Annotated in this window: 16 protein-coding genes and 1 riboswitch; of the genes, 12 read left to right on the top strand and 4 right to left on the bottom strand. The window is 67.3% G+C overall.

Features of this window, described 5'->3' with window-relative positions; translation table 11 throughout:
- Positions 1-44: 44 nt before the first annotated feature.
- Both DNK89_RS21925 and DNK89_RS21920 read left to right on the top strand, forming a co-directional pair.
- Positions 45-1,226, top strand: a complete 1,182-nt coding sequence (locus tag DNK89_RS21925) for a trans-acting enoyl reductase family protein (protein ID WP_110961820.1) — start codon at positions 45-47, stop codon at positions 1,224-1,226.
- A gap of 97 nt (positions 1,227-1,323) precedes the next feature.
- Positions 1,324-2,238, top strand: coding sequence for an EamA family transporter (locus DNK89_RS21920; protein WP_110961900.1), 915 nt, complete (start codon positions 1,324-1,326; stop codon positions 2,236-2,238).
- A gap of 18 nt (positions 2,239-2,256) precedes the next feature.
- Here the strand turns inward: DNK89_RS21920 and DNK89_RS21915 are convergent, their stop codons facing one another.
- Positions 2,257-2,772, bottom strand: a complete 516-nt coding sequence (locus tag DNK89_RS21915; protein WP_110961819.1) for an Lrp/AsnC family transcriptional regulator — start codon at positions 2,770-2,772, stop codon at positions 2,257-2,259.
- Between the two features lie 161 nt (positions 2,773-2,933).
- On the opposite strand from DNK89_RS21915, the gene DNK89_RS21910 reads away from it, so the two are divergent.
- Positions 2,934-3,950: a 1-aminocyclopropane-1-carboxylate deaminase gene (locus tag DNK89_RS21910; protein ID WP_015015981.1), complete on the top strand. Its 1,017-nt coding sequence runs from the start codon at positions 2,934-2,936 to the stop codon at positions 3,948-3,950.
- Positions 3,951-4,144: 194 nt separating this feature from the next.
- Positions 4,145-5,074 carry a Bug family tripartite tricarboxylate transporter substrate binding protein gene (locus DNK89_RS21905; protein ID WP_370220958.1) on the top strand — a complete coding sequence of 310 codons (930 nt, stop codon included), beginning with the start codon at positions 4,145-4,147 and terminating at the stop codon, positions 5,072-5,074.
- A 36-nt stretch (positions 5,075-5,110) separates the two neighbouring features.
- Here the strand turns inward: DNK89_RS21905 and DNK89_RS21900 are convergent, their stop codons facing one another.
- Complete coding sequence (locus tag DNK89_RS21900) at positions 5,111-7,051, bottom strand: MFS transporter (RefSeq protein ID WP_110961817.1); 1,941 nt, start codon at positions 7,049-7,051, stop codon at positions 5,111-5,113.
- 55 nt (positions 7,052-7,106) lie between these two features.
- The gene (locus tag DNK89_RS21895) at positions 7,107-7,994 is read right to left on the bottom strand and encodes a hypothetical protein (RefSeq protein WP_238990893.1); all 888 of its coding nucleotides are present in this window, start codon (positions 7,992-7,994) and stop codon (positions 7,107-7,109) included.
- 131 nt (positions 7,995-8,125) lie between these two features.
- Here DNK89_RS21895 and DNK89_RS21890 point away from each other — a divergent pair, with 131 nt between their 5' ends.
- From DNK89_RS21890 to DNK89_RS21860, 7 genes are all read left to right on the top strand, one after another.
- A complete protein-coding gene (locus tag DNK89_RS21890) occupies positions 8,126-8,857 on the top strand; it encodes a helix-turn-helix transcriptional regulator (protein ID WP_110961815.1) in 732 nt (243 codons plus the stop codon).
- Between the two features lie 289 nt (positions 8,858-9,146).
- A complete protein-coding gene (locus DNK89_RS21885; RefSeq protein ID WP_110961814.1) occupies positions 9,147-10,046 on the top strand; it encodes a TetR/AcrR family transcriptional regulator in 900 nt (299 codons plus the stop codon).
- The gene (locus DNK89_RS21880; RefSeq protein ID WP_110961813.1) at positions 10,043-10,618 is read left to right on the top strand and encodes a DUF2867 domain-containing protein; all 576 of its coding nucleotides are present in this window, start codon (positions 10,043-10,045) and stop codon (positions 10,616-10,618) included. The genes DNK89_RS21885 and DNK89_RS21880 overlap by 4 nt, the downstream gene beginning before the upstream one ends.
- Complete coding sequence (locus DNK89_RS21875; RefSeq protein ID WP_110961812.1) at positions 10,605-11,936, top strand: AarF/ABC1/UbiB kinase family protein; 1,332 nt, start codon at positions 10,605-10,607, stop codon at positions 11,934-11,936. Before DNK89_RS21880 ends, DNK89_RS21875 begins: the two co-directional genes overlap by 14 nt.
- Positions 11,933-12,334, top strand: coding sequence for a hypothetical protein (locus DNK89_RS21870; RefSeq protein WP_110961811.1), 402 nt, complete (start codon positions 11,933-11,935; stop codon positions 12,332-12,334). The genes DNK89_RS21875 and DNK89_RS21870 overlap by 4 nt, the downstream gene beginning before the upstream one ends.
- A gap of 203 nt (positions 12,335-12,537) precedes the next feature.
- Positions 12,538-12,990: a YXWGXW repeat-containing protein gene (locus DNK89_RS21865; protein WP_015015990.1), complete on the top strand. Its 453-nt coding sequence runs from the start codon at positions 12,538-12,540 to the stop codon at positions 12,988-12,990.
- Between the two features lie 156 nt (positions 12,991-13,146).
- On the top strand, positions 13,147-13,605 hold the full coding sequence (locus DNK89_RS21860; RefSeq protein WP_110961810.1) for a YXWGXW repeat-containing protein: 459 nt from the start codon (positions 13,147-13,149) through the stop codon (positions 13,603-13,605).
- A 42-nt stretch (positions 13,606-13,647) separates the two neighbouring features.
- Here DNK89_RS21860 and DNK89_RS21855 read toward each other — a convergent pair whose 3' ends face one another.
- Positions 13,648-14,430 (bottom strand): 2-keto-4-pentenoate hydratase, encoded by a 783-nt coding sequence (locus tag DNK89_RS21855; protein ID WP_110961809.1) that lies wholly within the window; start codon positions 14,428-14,430, stop codon positions 13,648-13,650.
- A 230-nt stretch (positions 14,431-14,660) separates the two neighbouring features.
- Positions 14,661-14,772: riboswitch (glycine riboswitch) on the top strand.
- A gap of 95 nt (positions 14,773-14,867) precedes the next feature.
- Between DNK89_RS21855 and DNK89_RS21850 the strand changes: the two genes are divergently transcribed.
- Complete coding sequence (locus DNK89_RS21850; protein ID WP_110961808.1) at positions 14,868-16,184, top strand: D-amino acid dehydrogenase; 1,317 nt, start codon at positions 14,868-14,870, stop codon at positions 16,182-16,184.
- Positions 16,185-16,200 lie beyond the last annotated feature (16 nt).

Below are 16,200 nucleotides of genomic sequence, written 5' to 3'. Positions count from 1 at the left end.
TGCCTGCCCCCGGACCTTGCACTTTGACGGACGGAGCCCCCACCATGACCAAACCTTTTGACCTCGTCGTCCACGGCGCCACCGGCTTCACCGGCCGCTTGGTGGTCGAATACCTGCTGCAACGCTACCCCGCCGGCAGCGGCCTGCGCTGGGCCATGGGGGGCCGCAATGCTGACAAACTCGCCGCCGTGCGCGACGAAGTGGGCGCCCCCGCCGACACCCCACTGGTCGTGACCGACACCAGCGACCCCGCCAGCCTGCAGGCGCTGATGGGCGCCACGCGCCTGGTGCTGACCACCGTAGGACCCTACCAGCTGTATGGCAACGAACTGGTGGCCGCCTGCGCCAAGGCCGGGGTGGACTATGTGGACCTGTGCGGTGAGCCTGCCTGGATGCGCCAGATGATCGACGCGCACGAAGCCGCCGCCAAGGCCAGCGGCGCGCGCATCGTGTTCTCGTGCGGGTTTGACTCCATTCCGTTCGACCTGGGCGTGTTCCTGCTGCAAAAGGAATTCCGCCACCGCTTCGGCCACCCGGCCCCGCGCGTGCGCGGCCGGGTGCGCAAGATGAAGGGCACTTTCTCGGGCGGCACCGCCGCCAGCCTCAAGGCCACCATGGCGGCCGCTGCCACCCAGCCCGGTGTGCTGGACCTGCTGAAAAACCCCTTCTCGCTCACCCCCGGGTTTGAAGGCCCGCGCCAGCCTTCGGGCAACAAGCCCATGGTGGATGAAGCCCTGGGCGAAGGCACGTGGGTGGCCCCGTTTGTCATGGCGGCCATCAACACCCGCAACGTGCACCGCTCCAACTTCCTGCTGCAGCACGCTTACGGCACGGATTTTGTCTACGACGAAATGCTCATCACTGGCCCCGGCGAAAAGGGCGAGGCCATCGCCAACGCGGTGGCAGGCGACAAGTCGCTGGGCTCGGACAAAGGCCCCAAACCGGGCGAAGGCCCCTCGCGCGAGGAGCGTGAGAACGGCTTCTATGACGTGCTGTTTTTGGGCACCGACGACGCAGGCCACACCCTGCGCGTGGGCGTGAAGGGCGACCGCGACCCGGGCTACGGCTCCACCTCCAAGATGATCACCGAAGCGGCCGTGTGCCTGCTGCAGGAAGCCACGGAAACGCCTGGCGGCATCTGGACCACCGCTCCGGCGATGGGCGACCGGCTCATCGCGCGGCTGCAAGCGAATGCGGGGCTGAGCTTCGCGGTCGAGTCGACATAACGCCCTCTGAACTTCTTCACGGTCTGGTCCGTTTTTGCACCTTGCCCGTCCTGAAACGACCGGCTGGAGGCCTCCCCGATCCCAGAGAATGCAGGGCATGAACAATTCCCTGCGCCCCCGCGACCTCGCCCTGGCCCTGCTTGTCATCGTGGTCTGGGGCCTCAACTTCGCTGTCATCAAGGTGGGCGTGGCCGGGGTGCCGCCCCTGCTGCTGGGGGCCCTGCGCTATCTGCTCGCGGCCTTCCCGGCGCTCCTGTTTGTCAAGCCGCCCAAGGTGCCGCTGCGGCTGTACCTTCTGTACGGCATGACCATGGCCGTGGGCCAGTTTGCGCTGCTGTTCACCGCCATCCACATCGGTATGCCCTCAGGCTTGGCGTCGCTGGTGCTGCAGTCGCAGTCGTTCTTCACCCTGCTGCTGGCCGCGTGGTGGCTGCGCGAAAAATGGCAGGGCAACCAGGTGGCAGGCCTGGCGCTGGCGGGCTGCGGGCTAGTGCTGATCGGCAGCGCGCATGGCGCCTCCATGCCCCTGGCAGGGTTTGCGCTCACGGTGGCGGCAGCCGCCATGTGGGGCTGCGGCAATATTGTCACCCGCGCTGTGGGGCGGTATGGGCCGATGAACCAGTTTGCCTTCATCGTCTGGTCCAGCGTGGTGGCGCCACTGCCGTTTGTGGCGCTTTCGCTGTGGCTGGACGGGCCCGCCACGGTGTGGACGGCCGTGCAGAATCTGTCCTTCCAATCCATGGCCGCCGTCGCTTACATCGCATGGATATCGACCCTGCTGGGCTTCGGGCTGTGGACCTACCTCATGTCGCGTTACCCCGTAAACCGCGTGGCGCCCTTCACGCTGCTGGTTCCCGTGGTGGGCCTGACCACAGGCTGGGTGGTGTTTGGCGAGCAGTTGCTGCCCGTGCACTTTGCGGGCGCCGGGCTCTTGATGGCGGGGCTGGTGGTCAACGTGTTTGGCGGCCCGGCCTGGGCGGCCATGATGGGGCGGCTGCGCGGCGCGCAGTAAACGGGCAGAGGCCGACCGCTACACCGACAGCGGCAGCTCGGTAGTCGATAGCACGTTGCGCAACACCATGAAAGAACGCACCTGCCGCACCCCGGGCAGGTAAAGCAACTGCTCAGCGTGCAAGCGGTTGAAGCTGTCGTTGTCGCGCGTGCGCACCAGCATGAAGTAGTCGAACTCGCCGGTGACCACATGGCATTCCATGCAGCCCGACACCTTGGCCGCTGCCTTTTCAAACTCGGCAAACGACTCGGGCGTGGAGCGGTCCAGCACCACGCCAATCATCACCAGCATGCCCGCCCCAACGGCCTGGGGGTTGAGCAGCGCCACCACCTTGTCGATGAGCCCCAGGCGCCGCAGGCGCTCCACCCGGCGCAGACAGGCGGGCGGGCTCAGATGCACCTTGTCGGCCAGCGCGACATTGGACAGCGACGCATCACGCTGCAGCTGCCGCAGGATGGCTTTGTCGGTACGGTCCAGCTCGGCAGAGACATCGGCCTGTGGTGCATTCTTGGCACGAACTTTTGTTGCGCACATAAACAATCTGAAGAAATATTTTCTGATTGCATTCTCTTTCAGAAAACTGAAACGCCGAAATTTTGACAATTTTTGCAACCACTTGATGCGCGTGTTTTTCTACGATGAAGGCACTGCAAGCCCCCCGCTTGCGACTTCTCTTCACCGACCGGAACACCGCCATGAACCTGCAGAAATTTGCCCGCCACCCGCTCACCTTCGGCCCCTCGCCCATCACGCCCCTCAACCGCCTGTCAGCACACCTGGGCGGCAAGGTGCACCTGTATGCCAAGCGCGAGGACTGCAACTCGGGCCTCGCCTTTGGCGGCAACAAGACGCGCAAGCTCGAATACCTGATCCCCGAGGCGATTGCAGGCGGCTACGACACGCTGGTGTCGATTGGCGGCATCCAGTCCAACCAGACGCGCCAAGTGGCTGCCGTGGCCGCGCACCTGGGCATGAAGTGCGTGCTGGTGCAGGAGAACTGGGTGAACTACTCCGACGCGGTGTACGACCGCGTGGGGAACATCGAGATGAGCCGCATCATGGGCGCCGACGTGCGCCTGGATGCTGCGGGTTTTGACATCGGCATCCGCCCCAGCTGGGAGCAGGCCATGGACGACGTGAAGAAGGCGGGCGGCAAGCCCTTCCCCATTCCCGCCGGTTGCTCCGAGCACCCCTATGGCGGCCTGGGCTTCGTGGGCTTTGCCGAGGAAGTGCGGCAGCAGGAAAAGGAACTGGGCTTCCAGTTCGACTACATCGTCGTGTGCTCGGTCACGGGCAGCACGCAGGCGGGCATGGTGGTGGGCTTTGCGGCCGACGGCCGCGCACGCAAGGTGATCGGCATCGACGCCTCGGCCAAGCCCGAGAAGACGCATGCGCAGATCCTGCGCATTGCCCAGAACACCGCCAAGCTCGTCGAACTGGGCCAGGAGATCACGGCCGAAGATGTGGTGCTGGACACCCGCTACGGCGGCCCCGAGTACGGCCTGCCCAACGAAGGCACGCTCGAAGCCATCCGCCTGTGCGCGCGCCAGGAAGGGATGCTGACCGACCCGGTGTACGAAGGCAAGTCCATGCACGGAATGATCGACATGGTGCGCAAGGGCGAATTCCCCGAAGGCTCCCGCGTGTTGTATGCGCATCTGGGAGGGGTGCCGGCGTTGAACGCCTACAGCTTTCTTTTTCGCAACGGCTGATGCGTCCAGCGAGCAGCGACGGCTGGCACAGCTGGCCGGGCTGTCGTTGATCTGAGCACCTGTTCAAAGGGCCCCTGACCGCCAAGGCAAGGGGCCCGCCCGTTCCCTCGATCCAAGGAGCCCCCATGAAATGCTTGCAGCTTGTCAGTCGGCGTAGCGTGATCCTCGTGGGGGTGGCCCTTGCAGGGCTGGGAATGGGCCCCTTGCGGCTGGCGCACGCCGACGGGTACCCCGCCAAGCCCGTGCAACTTGTTGTGCCCTTCCCGCCTGGGGGCGCTGTGGACATCGTGGGCCGCACCATCAGCAAGAAGCTGGGCGACCGGCTGGGCCAGCCCATCGTGGTGGAGAACAAGGCGGGCGCGGGTACGGTAGTGGGTGCAGCGTATGTAGCCAATGCGCCTGCCGATGGCTACACGCTGCTGATCAGCTCCGGCTCCACCTTCACCGTGAACCCGGCGCTGAACGCCAAGCTGCCCTACGACCCCGTCAAGAGCTACGAGCCCGTCGGCCTGGTCGCCCGGGTGCCCCTGATTCTGCTGGCCCACCGCGATGTGCCGGTCAATAACCTCCGGCAGCTGATCGCCGCCGTGCAGCGCACGCCCGACAAGTTCTCCTACGGCTCGTTCGGCAACGGCACCACCGGGCACTTTGCAGCCGAGCTGACCTGGTCGGCGGCCGGCATCAAGCTGATGCATGTGCCCTATCGGGGCAGCGCCCCTGCCATGGCCGACCTGATGGGCGGGCAGATTCCCTTCACCATCGACACCGTGGCGGCAGCGCTGCCACAGCTCAAGGCGGGCAAGATCAAGGCCATTGCGGTGACGGGCGCCACGCGGGCCACCCAGCTGCCCGACGTGCCCACCGTGGCAGAAAGTGGCTTTACCGGTTTCTCGGCCGACTCCTGGCTGGCCGTGGTCGCGCCGCGTGGCCTGCCCGCCGAGGCCAGGGCCAAGCTGCACAAGGCACTCGCCGAGACGATGGCGGACGCCGAGATCCGCAGCAAGCTCATCGCCGCAGGGCTGGAGCCGTCTTACGCCACGGGCGATGCCGTGCTGGCGCAGATCGAAGACGAGTTGCCACGCATGCGCGCCATTGCCCAGCGCGCGCAGATCAGGGCGGACTGAGCCCGCCCAGCCACGGGCGGCTCGCACGCCCCTCGGTCAGGCCGTCAGCAGCTTTTGCACCCGCTCGCGCAGCAGCGTGGGCTGGACCTCCGTCGGCGCGACGGCAGAGCCCACATTCAGCCCCACGCGGCTGTAGAAGCCCCGGCGGAACGGCCGCACCATGGCGCCGCCCTTTTCGATGCGGCTGAAGTACGAGCCCCACAGGTTGGTCAACGCCATGGGGATCACCGGGGCATCGACACCCTCGGCCTTCGCCCGCTCGATGATCTTCATGATGCCGCCCTTGAACTCCTGCAGCTGTCCATCCTTGGTGATTCCACCCTCGGGGAAGATGGCAAGCAGGTCGCCCTCACGCAACACCTGGGCGGCGCGGTCAAAGGCGGCTTCGTAGGTCTTCGGGTCTTCCTTGTACGGCGCAATCGGGATCGCCTTGGCCAAGCGGAACAGCCAGCCCAGCACCGGCACGCGGAAGATGCGGTGGTCCATCACGAAGTAGATGGGGCGCGGGCTGGCCGCCATGAGCAGCACCGCATCCACAAAGCTCACGTGGTTGCAGGCCAGGATGGCCGCGCCGGTGGACGGCAGGTTCTCGTCGCCTTGCACCTTGAAGCGGTACACGAACCGCGACGACACCCACGCGATGAAGCGCAGCAGGTACTCGGGCACCAGCATGAAGATGTAGAACGCCACCACGGCGTTGGCCAGGCCGGTAAACAGGAAGATCTGCGGCACCGTGAAGCCCGCGCCCAGCAAGGCGCCGGCGATGAGCGAGCTGCCGATCATGAACAGCGCGTTCAGGATGTTGTTGGCCGCGATGATGCGGGCTCGGTGTGTGGGCTGGCTGCGCATCTGGATCAGCGCGTACATGGGCACGCTGTACAGGCCCGCAAAAAGGCTGAGCAGCGCCAGGTCCAGCATCACGCGCCAGTGGGCGCCCTGGGCCACGAAGGCGGCCAGGCCCATGATCTCGGACGGCGGCAGGCTGCGCGATGCAAAGTACAGGTCGATGGAAAAGACGCTCATGCCGATGGCGCCCAGTGGCACCAGGCCGATCTCGACATGGCGGCGCGACAGCACCTCGCACAGCAGCGAGCCCACACCGATGCCGATGGAGAACACCACCAGCAGCAGCGACGCCACCTGCTCGTTGCCGTGCAGCACGTTCTTGGCCAGGCTGGGGAACTGGCTCAGAAACACCGCGCCAAAGAACCACATCCAGCTGATGCCCAGCAGCGAGCGGAACACCACGATGTTCTCGTGCGCCAATTTGAGGTTGCGCCAGGTTTCGGTGAAGGGGTTCCAGTTGATGGTGAGGCCCGGGTCGGTGGCCGGCACTGACGGAATGAACTGTGCCACCGCGCGTCCCGCCAGGGCGACCACCACACAGGCCACGGCCACAGTGGTGTGACCAATGCCTGGCAACGCCACCAGCAAACCACCGGCCACATTGCCCAGCAAGATGGCCACAAACGTGCCCATCTCGACCATGCCGTTGCCGCCCGTCAGCTCCCGTTCGTTGAGCACCTGGGGCATGTAGGCAAACTTGACCGGGCCGAACAGCGTGGAGTGCACGCCCATCAAGAAGGTGCACAGCAGCAGGATGGGGATGTTGCCCGCGATGAAGCCCACGGCCGCCACCAGCATGATGGCGATCTCCAGGTTCTTCACGAAGCGGATCATCTTCGTCTTGTCGTACTTGTCGGTCAGCTGGCCGGACGTAGCCGAGAACAGCAGGAACGGCAGGATGAACAGTGCGCCAATCACCAGCCCCGCCATCGCGGGCGGCAGCCAGTCCACACTGAGTTGGTAGGTCACCATCACCGTGAAGGCGAACTTGAAGAGGTTGTCGTTGGCCGCGCCGGAGAACTGCGTCCAGAAGAAGGGTGCAAAACGCCGCTGGCGCAGCAGGGCAAACTGGTTCGGGTCCTCGTGCGTGGGTGCGGGGGCCACGCTGGTGGAGGCGGTGTCGGGGCTCATGCGTTTCTCCTCGTTTCCGATGGGTTGGCTTGTTGGAATTTTCCGGACCTGCGCTTCATGCGCCGGATCTGCGGGCGACACCCACGGCGTGGGCGCCATTCTGCCCGGACGGCATGACCCGCGGCATCACCGCCGCGTCACTGTGGCGCAAAGCCACCAGAGCCCCCAGCGCCGCCATCACCGGCCACGCGGCGCCCGCCGCCAGCACATGCTTGAGGCTGTGGCCCGACACCCATCCGCCTGTGGCCTCGAACACCGAATGGTCTGCCGCCTCCAGCAGCTTGGCCAGGGCGTACAGCACCACCACCACGCCCAGGTGCAGCGCCAGTCCGCCGACGCGGCGTGGCAGGCATGCCAGCGCCAGCACCACTAGCAGACCGCCCAGTTGCACCACGGCCCACGGCAGCAGGTTGCCGGTGTGCACCCAGGCCCACACGGCCAGTGGCCCCGCCAGCAGCACGGCACTTGCAGCGGCCACGCCCGCCCGCGCGCTCACCCGGCTGGCCGCCGCCAGCCCAAGCAGCCCCGCAAAAGGCAGCACCATGCCCAGGCGGTCCCACAGCAGGCCCGCGTCCTGCGGCTGCCAGTGGTACAGAGCAGAGCCTGCGGCGGTGCACAGCAGCCCGCCAAAGAAGAGGGCAGCCAGCGCACGGGAGATGGCGTCCAGCGCGGCCGACGGCACGCGGCGCAGCACCCACCAACCCCATGCACCTGCCAAGGCAAAGGCCAAGTTGCTCAACACATCCAGCGCACAAGGGATGCCCCACAGCGTGCGCAGGTCGGCAAAGTCATGCTGGTGCGCACTGGCGGGCAGCACGGGGCCGAACAACGCCAGGGCGAGCAGCGCAGCCGCGCCCAGCAACAGGCCGGTTTCGGCACCCGACAGTCGCGACAGCGTTGCCAGGCCGCGCGCACGAGGGGGAGTCACAGGAGAAGAAGACATCACACACACCGTAGAAAGTGAACGATGCCGCGCAGTGTGGGTAGCGGCGCCATCGGTGGCCTCAAAAAGTCGCGCAAGGGGCTACCCACGCACCTTCGGGTATTGATAATCGATACCTAGGAGCCCCCACCATGAGCACGACCGCCGACCTCGTCACCGCCCTGAAAAAGGAACTCAAGACCGCGCAGATGACCTACGCCGATCTGGCGCAGGCGCTGGGCATGGCCGAGTCCAGCGTCAAGCGCATGCTGGCCAGGGGCGACATGCCGCTATCGCGCATCGACGCCATCTGCCGCGCACTGGCGCTGGACTTTGCCGACCTGGCCCGGCGCGTGGCCGACGAGCAGCCCTTGCTGAAAGAGCTGACCCAGGAGCAGGAAAAGGCCGTGGTGGCCGACAAGAAGCTGCTGCTGATGGCGATCTGTGTGCTGAGCCAGTGGACGCTGGAGCAGGTAACCGGCTACTACCGCCTGACCGAGGCCGAGGGCATCAAGTACCTGGCGCAGCTGGACCGCATCGGCATCATCGAGCTGCGACCGCTCAACCGCTACCGCCTCAAGCTGGCCAAGACCTTTCGCTGGCGCCCGCATGGGCCGGTGATGAACTACTTCCGCGACCATGCGCTGCTGGACTACTTTGCGGGCGGCTTTGATGGCCCGGGCGAAGGCGTGCTGCTGGTGCACGGCAACATCAGCCGCAGCCTGGCGCCCGCCTTCATGGAGCGCATGCAGCGCGTGGCGCAGGACTTTGCCCAGCAGCACCTGGCCGACCAGAAGCTGCCCGACCGCGAGCGCGAGGGCTACACCCTGCTGCTGGCAATGCGCAGCTGGGAGTTCGAGGCGTTTGCCAGCATGCGGCGGTAAGCCTCCCGCCGATTTTGCAGTTACCCGCAATCGACGGCCGTCGCTGCAAGCCAACTCCTGCCCTTGGTTGAGCGCAGCGGCCGCCTCACAGGTGCACGGACTGGCCGCAGCGCCATGAACCAGCCTCCATTTACTATCTTTTTGACAGCTATCAGCGCATGAAATACATGCGCTTGAGGCTAAAAACGCCTCAAAACCCATGCTTGCGCCTGCCAAGAGGTGGCTTGACGCCATAAACAGAAATCACTATTCTTTAAATTGAAAAATCAATCAATTTAAGAATAGTCAAATGAAAACCACCCGCCAGCAGCAAGACGCCACGCGCCGCCAGATCGTGGCCAGCGCGGTGGACCTCATGACCCGCCAGGGCTTTGACGGCACGACGATGAAAGACATCGCACGCGCCGCCGGCATTGGCGACGCCACGATCTACAAATACTTCCCCACCAAGGACCGCATCGTGCTGGGCTACCTGGACGACGTGGCGCACCAGGCGCTGGCCGACACGCTGCAGACACCGGGCTTTGCGGGCTACGGCCTGCAAGAAAAGCTGCAGCGCTTGACCGATGCCGTGCTGGAGCGCCTGCTGGCCGACCGCGAGTTTGTGGCCCAGGTGCGCGGTCTGGCGCGGCGCTCGCCGCTGTCGATGCTGGCCGAGCCGCTGGCCGCGCGCCAGAACCTGCGCGAGGCGGTGGCGAGCTTTCTGGAAGCGGCCGAGGCCAGCGGCGAGATCGAGCCCTGCGACTTCAAGGGCCTGGCAGGCAGCCTTTACACCGACTACCTCGCAGGCGTGGTGACGTACTGGCTGGCCGACACCTCCGACGAATTTGCCGACACCACGCAGCTGGTGGACCTGTCGCTGGGCGTGCTGGTGCAGGCGCTGCGCGGCGGGCTGGTCAACCGTGTGCTGCAACTGGGCGGCTTTGTGCTGCGCAGCCAGATGGCCCGCATGGTGCAACACGGCAGCGGCCTGATGGGCATGCTGCACATGGCCCAGCAGGCCATGGCCAGCGCGCCCGCAGCACGGACATCGCAGCCCCCTGCCGGTAAGGCAGCGGCCGAAGGCCTCGCCCCCAAAACTGCGCAGCCTGCGCGTGCACCCCGCAAACCCCGGGCGGCCACCGGCCCCACGGAGGCCCCCACCGCCCCGCGCCCCGCCACGCCCCGCAAAAGAAAGAGCGCCCCATGAATGCGTCCTCTGCCCTCGCCGCCCCCACCACCGCGCGCGCAACCCAGGTGCCGCCCGGCACGGCCATCCACGCCACGCTGCCCGGGGCCGATTTTTTTGATGCCTACGAAGTGGCCGACCGGCACCCCGCGCGCTCAGCCCTGCAGTCGTGGCTGGACGTGGCGGCCCGCACCCCGGCGTGGACACGCGCCCTCATGTTCGTGCGCAACAAGGTCGTGCGCCTGGTGGGCCTGAAGGACCTGGGCCAGCTGGATGACGGCCACCCGCCCGCCAGTGGCCGATCCCTGCGCGACGCGCGCAGCTACCGCGTGGGCGACCGCGTGGGCATCTTCCGCATTCGACACCTGAGCGACACCGAGGTGGTGATGGGCCAGGACGACAAGCACCTGGACGTGCAGGTGTCCATCTGCAAACAGCCCGCCGCCCCCGGCACCGCGCCCCGCGTGGTGCTGAGCACGGTGGTGCACATCCACAACACGCTGGGCCATGCGTACATGGCGGTGATCACGCCGATCCACCGCGTGATTGCACGCGGCACGGCGCAGCGCCTGGCAGACAATGGCCCAAACTGACGCAAACGCACCCCGCACCGGCAAGCTGGCGCGCAGCGCCATCACGGGGCTCGCTGCTGCGCGCATCGGCATGGCCGAGCTGGGACACCGCACGCGCAAGCGCTCGGCCCAGGCGCAGGCAGAGCACGAGGCAGCGCTGGGCCGCATTTTGTTTGGTGCGCTGGGGCAGCTGCGCGGCTCCGCGCTCAAGGTGTCGCAGCTGCTCAGCATGCACCCGGGCCTGCTGCCCGACGGCGTGCGCAGCGAACTGGCACGCGCCCACCACCAGGCCCCGCCGCTCAACCGCGCGCTGGTGGGACGCGTGTTCCGCCAGGCCTTCGGGCAAGAGCCCGAGGCGCTGTTCGACCAGTTCGAGCCCACCGCGTTTGCCGCCGCCAGCCTGGGCCAGGTGCACCGCGCGCAGCTCGCAGGCCACGGCATGGTGGCCGTGAAGGTGCAGTACCCCGGCATTGCCGCCACCATTGCCAGCGACATGCAGCTGATGCGCGCCGCGTTGCGCGCCCTGGCCCACACCGACATGCCGCTGCCCACCGATGCCGTGCTGGACAGCGTGATGACCGAGATCGAGGCCACCCTGCTGCGCGAGGTGGACTACCTGCAGGAGGCCGAACAGCTGCAATGGTTTGCCCAGCATGCCGCGCAGCCGGGCGTGGTGATGGCGCAGCCCATCCTCTCGCACACGCGCGCCCAGGTGCTCACGCAGCAGTTTGTGCCCGGGCTGCCGTTGCAAGCCTGGCTGGCCACACAGCCACCGCAGGCACTGCGCGACCAGGCCGGGCAGCACCTGTGGGACTGGTTCATGCACTGCATCTTTGTGCTGGGGCGGGTACATGCCGACCCGCACCCGGGCAACTTTCTGTTCGCGCCCGACGGCACGGTGGGTGTGCTGGACTTTGGCTGCACGCGCGCCCTGCCCAGCACATTCCGGGCGCAGGTGGTGCAGGCATGGTCTGCCCTGCTGCGCGCCCCTACCGACCCCACGCGCAACGCACAGGTGCTGCAGGCCTACCAGGCGCTGGGGCTCTTGCACAAGGACCTGACCGTGCAGGCCTACACCACCGAACTTGCCCCCGCACTGGCCGAGATGCAGGCCTGGCAGATCGAGCCCTTCACCCAGCCGGTTTTTGACTTTGGCACCAAGACACCCCCGCCCATCACCCCCAGCCATCACCAGCGCGTGCTGGGCCAGCACCTCGCCCAGATCCCCGGCGAGATGCCCGCGTTCGAACGCATGTGGATGGGGCTGATGCACCTGCTGACGCGGCTGGGTGCCCGGGTGCACACCCGCGCCCACAAGGCGCTGGCCGTTCACCCATGACCAACACGGCGCTGACCCTGGCCGCAGCCTGCCTGGCCCTGGTGGGTGTCGCGCACTCGGTGCTGGGAGAGCTTCTGCTGTTTCGCAGGCTGCGCACGCAGGGCCGCCAGACGGCGGGGCGCGCGGAGGCTGGCACTGCGCAGCAGGTGCTGCACACCCCGCACCTGCGCATTCTGTGGGGCACCTGGCATGTGGCCTCGGTACTGTGCTGGGCACTGAGCGCCCTGCTCTGGCGCCTGGGCACCGCACCTTGGGACGCGGCCCTGGGCGCCTGGGCCGCCGACGCCGTGGGCATTGCCACCCTGGCCAGTGGCATGCTGGTGTTCTTTGCCACGCACGGCAGACACCCGGCGTGGTGCGCGTTGCTGGTGATTGCGACGCTGGTGTGGTGGCGCTGAAGCAAGCCATCGCGGGCGGATGGATGGGGGACGCCGACGCCGGACGCCTGAGCAGGCGTGACAAAAATCACACGGCAACCGTTTGCCTCCGAAGTCGGCAACACAACTTCACAAAGCTTCGCAATTGGCCTACACCGGCTTGACGCAGCGTGCGCACCATGAAGTCTCCGGTTCCGCAAGGAATCACATCTGAGGAGAACCTTATGGCCCGCAAAGCACTTGCCGCTGTGTCCATCGCCCTGCTGTCGCTGGGCGCCGCGAGCGCGGCGCAGGCGCAGACCAGCGCCACCGTTGTCATCCAGGCAGGTACGCCTGTCTACCAGCAACCCGCCCCAGTGCGCGTGCAGTACCAGGCGCCGCCCCCACCCCGCTACGAGGTGGCGCCGCACCCGCGCCGCGGCATGGTGTGGGTGCCCGGCCACTGGGAATGGCGTGGCCACCGCCACGTGTGGATGCAGGGCTACTGGGTGAAAGCCCGCCCCGGCTACCACTACCGCGAGCCCCGCTGGGTGGAACACGGCGGCCGCTGGAACATGCAGCCCGGCGGCTGGGACCGTGATGGCGATGGCATCCCCAACCGCCGCGACCGGGACCGTGACGGAGACGGCGTGCCCAACCGCTACGACCAGCGCCCGGACAACCCCTACCGCCGCTGATCCCCCTTGGCGGGACCGCTGCGCGGGCCGACAGGCAATGGGCAGCCCGGCTGACAGACGCGCCACCACCCACTGGCCACGATGAGGCCACAGACGCAACACCCGGCCCGACGCAGGCAGTGCCTGCGGTCGGCCAGACACGACAAGGAGTTCACCATGACCCACGCCACTTTCTTGCGCAACACCTTCACCGCAGCGGCCCTGTCCGTGACAACGCTGACGGCGCTGACAGGGGCCATCACACCGGCACAGGCCGCCACGCAAGCCACTGTCATCGTGCAGTCGGGCCCGCAGCAGGGCATCGTCATTCCGGCACCCCCGCCACCCCGCCGCGAAGCCGTTCCACACGCCCGCAAGGGACAGGTGTGGGTGCCTGGCTACTGGGACTGGCGGGGCCACCGCCATGTATGGGTGGCAGGCCACTTTGAAAAGGTGCGGCCAGGCTACCGCTATCGCCCCCCCCAGTGGGAGCAGCGCGACGGGCGCTGGGAGCTGCACCGGGGCGGTTGGGACCGCGATGGCGACGGCATTGCCAACCGCAATGACCGCGACCGTGACGGCGACGGCGTGCCCAACCGCCGCGACCACCAGCCGGACAACCCACGCCGCAACTGATCGACGCTCCGCTGGCTAGCCAGGGCGCCAGGCCCTGTGCCTTTATGGCAGGTGCAACACCGCCTGCCCCAGCCCGGGAAAGTCGGCCACCACCTCAGCCCCCGGCGCCACCAGCACGGTGCCGGTGCATGACCCGGTGGTGACCCAGTGCCCCGCGCGCAGTCCACCCAGGCTGCGCGCGCCTTCGTTGGCCAGCCACACCAGCAGGCGCAGCGGGTCGCCCGCCGGGTTGCCCCAGGTGGCATGTTGCACGGCCACGGCCCCGTTCACCGACAAAGTCACCGCTTGCGCCAGGGGCTGTGCGGTGGCCACTTCGTCGGTGCCAGTCCCCACAATCAGCGCTCCGTGGCATGCCTGGTCGGCCAGGCGGCTCCACTCGCCCTGCTGCGCCCAGGCAGCAAAGCGCGTGTCGCACACCTCGATGGCGGCCCGCACCGACGCCACGGCCGCCAGCACTTCGGCGGCGCTGTAGGGGGTGGCGCGGGCGGGCAGGTCGGCCCCCAGTTCGTAGACCCATTCCGCCTCCACCCCCATCACGGCAAAACCAGATGCAGCCAGCAACACGGGCTCGCCCGCTGCAGCCACCCACACCGAATCGCGGGTGAGTGCAGCGCGTGCCGGTTGCGCCTGGGGCGACGCAGCCCCGACCTTCCAGCCAGCGATGTGCCCGCGTGCACGCACCACCGCGTCTTGCACGGCATAGGCCTCGGAGGCATCCCGCGGGCGCAGCCCTGCGGGAAAGTCCAACGGGCGGGGCGTGCGCACTTCCCGGGCCTGGGTGATGACGGCGGCGCTGGCGGCAGGGTCCAAAGCGGTGGGGGACATGACAAAACTCTCCGTGGTGCAAGGGGTCGGCGGGATTATCGGCACCTTCCCCCATCGGCCCCGCCCCGCTGCATCAGCAACGATTGCGCCCCATTAGCCGCCGGAGTTGATCCGGCGCACAGGCTTGCCCCCTAGAATCGGCCTCGCAGGAGAGCACGGCAGGCACAGGCCACCGCTGCACCGAAGGCGCAAACTCCCATACACGCTCAGGTCCCGTACTGCACCATTCATCAAAGCCGTCTGGAGAGCCGCCTCGCGCAACGCGAAGCGCACCGAAGGAGCAAGCCGCAGCCCGGGTGGGTGGCGGTGAATCTCTCAGGTACCAAGGACAGGGGGAGCGGCAGCCAGGGCATTCATGCGCCAGCTGCACGCTATTGAATTCATAGCTGCCAGCGCATGTTGTTCTAGCGCCAGAGCCCAGAAAGGCTTTGAAAATCATGCGCGTGATCGTTTTGGGCGCCGGCTTGCTCGGCGTGACTTCGGCTTATTTCCTTTCGCAACTCGGCCACGAGGTGACCGTCATCGACCGCCAGGTTGCGCCCGGTGCAGAGACCAGCTTTGCCAACGGCGGTCAGATCTCGGTGAGCCACGCCGAACCCTGGGCCAACCCCAGCGCGCCGCTCAAGGTGCTGCAGTGGCTGGGCAAAGAGGATGCACCCCTGCTGTTCCGCCTGCGCGCCGACATGCGGCAATGGCTGTGGGGCCTGTCCTTCCTGCGCAACTGCACGCCCGCACGCACGCGCCACAACATCGAACAGATCGTGCGCCTGGGCACCTACAGCCGCGACACGCTGCAGCAGCTGCGCGCGGCCACTGGCATCCAGTACGACCAGCGCACACAAGGCATCCTGCACTTCTATACCAACCCAAAAGAATTCGACGGCGCGCTGGCCCCGGCCGAGCAGATGCGCGCGCTGGGCTGCGAGCGCCAGGTCATCAGCGCCGACGAGGCCGTGCGCATCGAGCCTGCCCTGGCCCACATCCGCCCACAACTCGCGGGCGCCACCTACACGGCCGAAGATGAATCCGGCGACGCCAACCAGTTCACGCGCGAGCTGGCCAAGCTGTGCGGGGCGGCGGGCGTGCAGTTCCGCATGGGCCACCACATCACCGCCTTGCGCGAGGTGGGTGGCCGCATCGACCACGTGGAAGTGACCAATGCCGAAGGCCGCTTCGAGCGTGTGCGCGGCGATGCGTTTGTACTGGCCATGGGCTCGTTCAGCCCGCTGCTGGCGCAGCCGCTGGGCATCCAGCTGCCCATCTACCCGGCCAAAGGCTACTCGGTGACCATGCCGGTCAAGGACGCGGCCAAGGCGCACCAGGTGAGCCTGACGGACGACGAGTTCAAGCTCGTGTTCTCGCGCTACACCAGCGAGCGGGGCGACCGCCTGCGCATTGCGGGCACGGCGGAATTGAATGGCTATGACCGCCACCTGAACGAGGTGCGCTGCGAGGCCATCGTGCGGCGGGTGGAGCAGCTCTTCCCCGGCGCCGGCGACACCACCCAGGCGCAGTTCTGGAGCGGCCTGCGCCCCGCCACGCCCAGCAACGTGCCGCTGATCGGCAAGACCAAAGTGGGCAATTTGTTCCTCAACACCGGCCACGGCACGCTGGGCTGGACGCACGCCTGCGGCTCGGGCAAGGCGCTGGCCGACATCGTGAGTGGCCGCGTGCCCGAGGTGGACTTTGCGTTCCAGGGGCTGCAAGGGCGCGCAGCCGGGGCGGCGCTGGTGCCGTCGCGCACGGCGGCCTGAGGCAGCGCGCGGTTGC

It is taken from the genome of Acidovorax sp. ST3 (genome assembly GCF_003231145.1).
In the GTDB taxonomy this organism is placed as follows: Bacteria; Pseudomonadota; Gammaproteobacteria; order Burkholderiales; family Burkholderiaceae_C; genus Acidovorax.
Note: the sequence above shows the minus strand (reverse complement) of the source record. Positions and strands in the feature narration are given on the sequence as shown.

What these genes read in the sequence shown, in the direction of transcription:
- DNK89_RS21925 (WP_110961820.1), top strand. Translation starts at nt 45, where the DNA reads ATGACCAAACCTTTTGACCTCGTCGTCCACGGCGCCACCGGCTTCACC.
- DNK89_RS21920 (WP_110961900.1), top strand. Translation starts at nt 1,324, where the DNA reads ATGAACAATTCCCTGCGCCCCCGCGACCTCGCCCTGGCCCTGCTTGTC.
- DNK89_RS21915 (WP_110961819.1), bottom strand. Translation starts at nt 2,772, where the DNA reads ATGTGCGCAACAAAAGTTCGTGCCAAGAATGCACCACAGGCCGATGTC.
- DNK89_RS21910 (WP_015015981.1), top strand. Translation starts at nt 2,934, where the DNA reads ATGAACCTGCAGAAATTTGCCCGCCACCCGCTCACCTTCGGCCCCTCG.
- DNK89_RS21905 (WP_370220958.1), top strand. Translation starts at nt 4,145, where the DNA reads ATGGGCCCCTTGCGGCTGGCGCACGCCGACGGGTACCCCGCCAAGCCC.
- DNK89_RS21900 (WP_110961817.1), bottom strand. Translation starts at nt 7,051, where the DNA reads ATGAGCCCCGACACCGCCTCCACCAGCGTGGCCCCCGCACCCACGCAC.
- DNK89_RS21895 (WP_238990893.1), bottom strand. Translation starts at nt 7,994, where the DNA reads ATGTCTTCTTCTCCTGTGACTCCCCCTCGTGCGCGCGGCCTGGCAACG.
- DNK89_RS21890 (WP_110961815.1), top strand. Translation starts at nt 8,126, where the DNA reads ATGAGCACGACCGCCGACCTCGTCACCGCCCTGAAAAAGGAACTCAAG.
- DNK89_RS21885 (WP_110961814.1), top strand. Translation starts at nt 9,147, where the DNA reads ATGAAAACCACCCGCCAGCAGCAAGACGCCACGCGCCGCCAGATCGTG.
- DNK89_RS21880 (WP_110961813.1), top strand. Translation starts at nt 10,043, where the DNA reads ATGAATGCGTCCTCTGCCCTCGCCGCCCCCACCACCGCGCGCGCAACC.
- DNK89_RS21875 (WP_110961812.1), top strand. Translation starts at nt 10,605, where the DNA reads ATGGCCCAAACTGACGCAAACGCACCCCGCACCGGCAAGCTGGCGCGC.
- DNK89_RS21870 (WP_110961811.1), top strand. Translation starts at nt 11,933, where the DNA reads ATGACCAACACGGCGCTGACCCTGGCCGCAGCCTGCCTGGCCCTGGTG.
- DNK89_RS21865 (WP_015015990.1), top strand. Translation starts at nt 12,538, where the DNA reads ATGGCCCGCAAAGCACTTGCCGCTGTGTCCATCGCCCTGCTGTCGCTG.
- DNK89_RS21860 (WP_110961810.1), top strand. Translation starts at nt 13,147, where the DNA reads ATGACCCACGCCACTTTCTTGCGCAACACCTTCACCGCAGCGGCCCTG.
- DNK89_RS21855 (WP_110961809.1), bottom strand. Translation starts at nt 14,430, where the DNA reads ATGTCCCCCACCGCTTTGGACCCTGCCGCCAGCGCCGCCGTCATCACC.
- DNK89_RS21850 (WP_110961808.1), top strand. Translation starts at nt 14,868, where the DNA reads ATGCGCGTGATCGTTTTGGGCGCCGGCTTGCTCGGCGTGACTTCGGCT.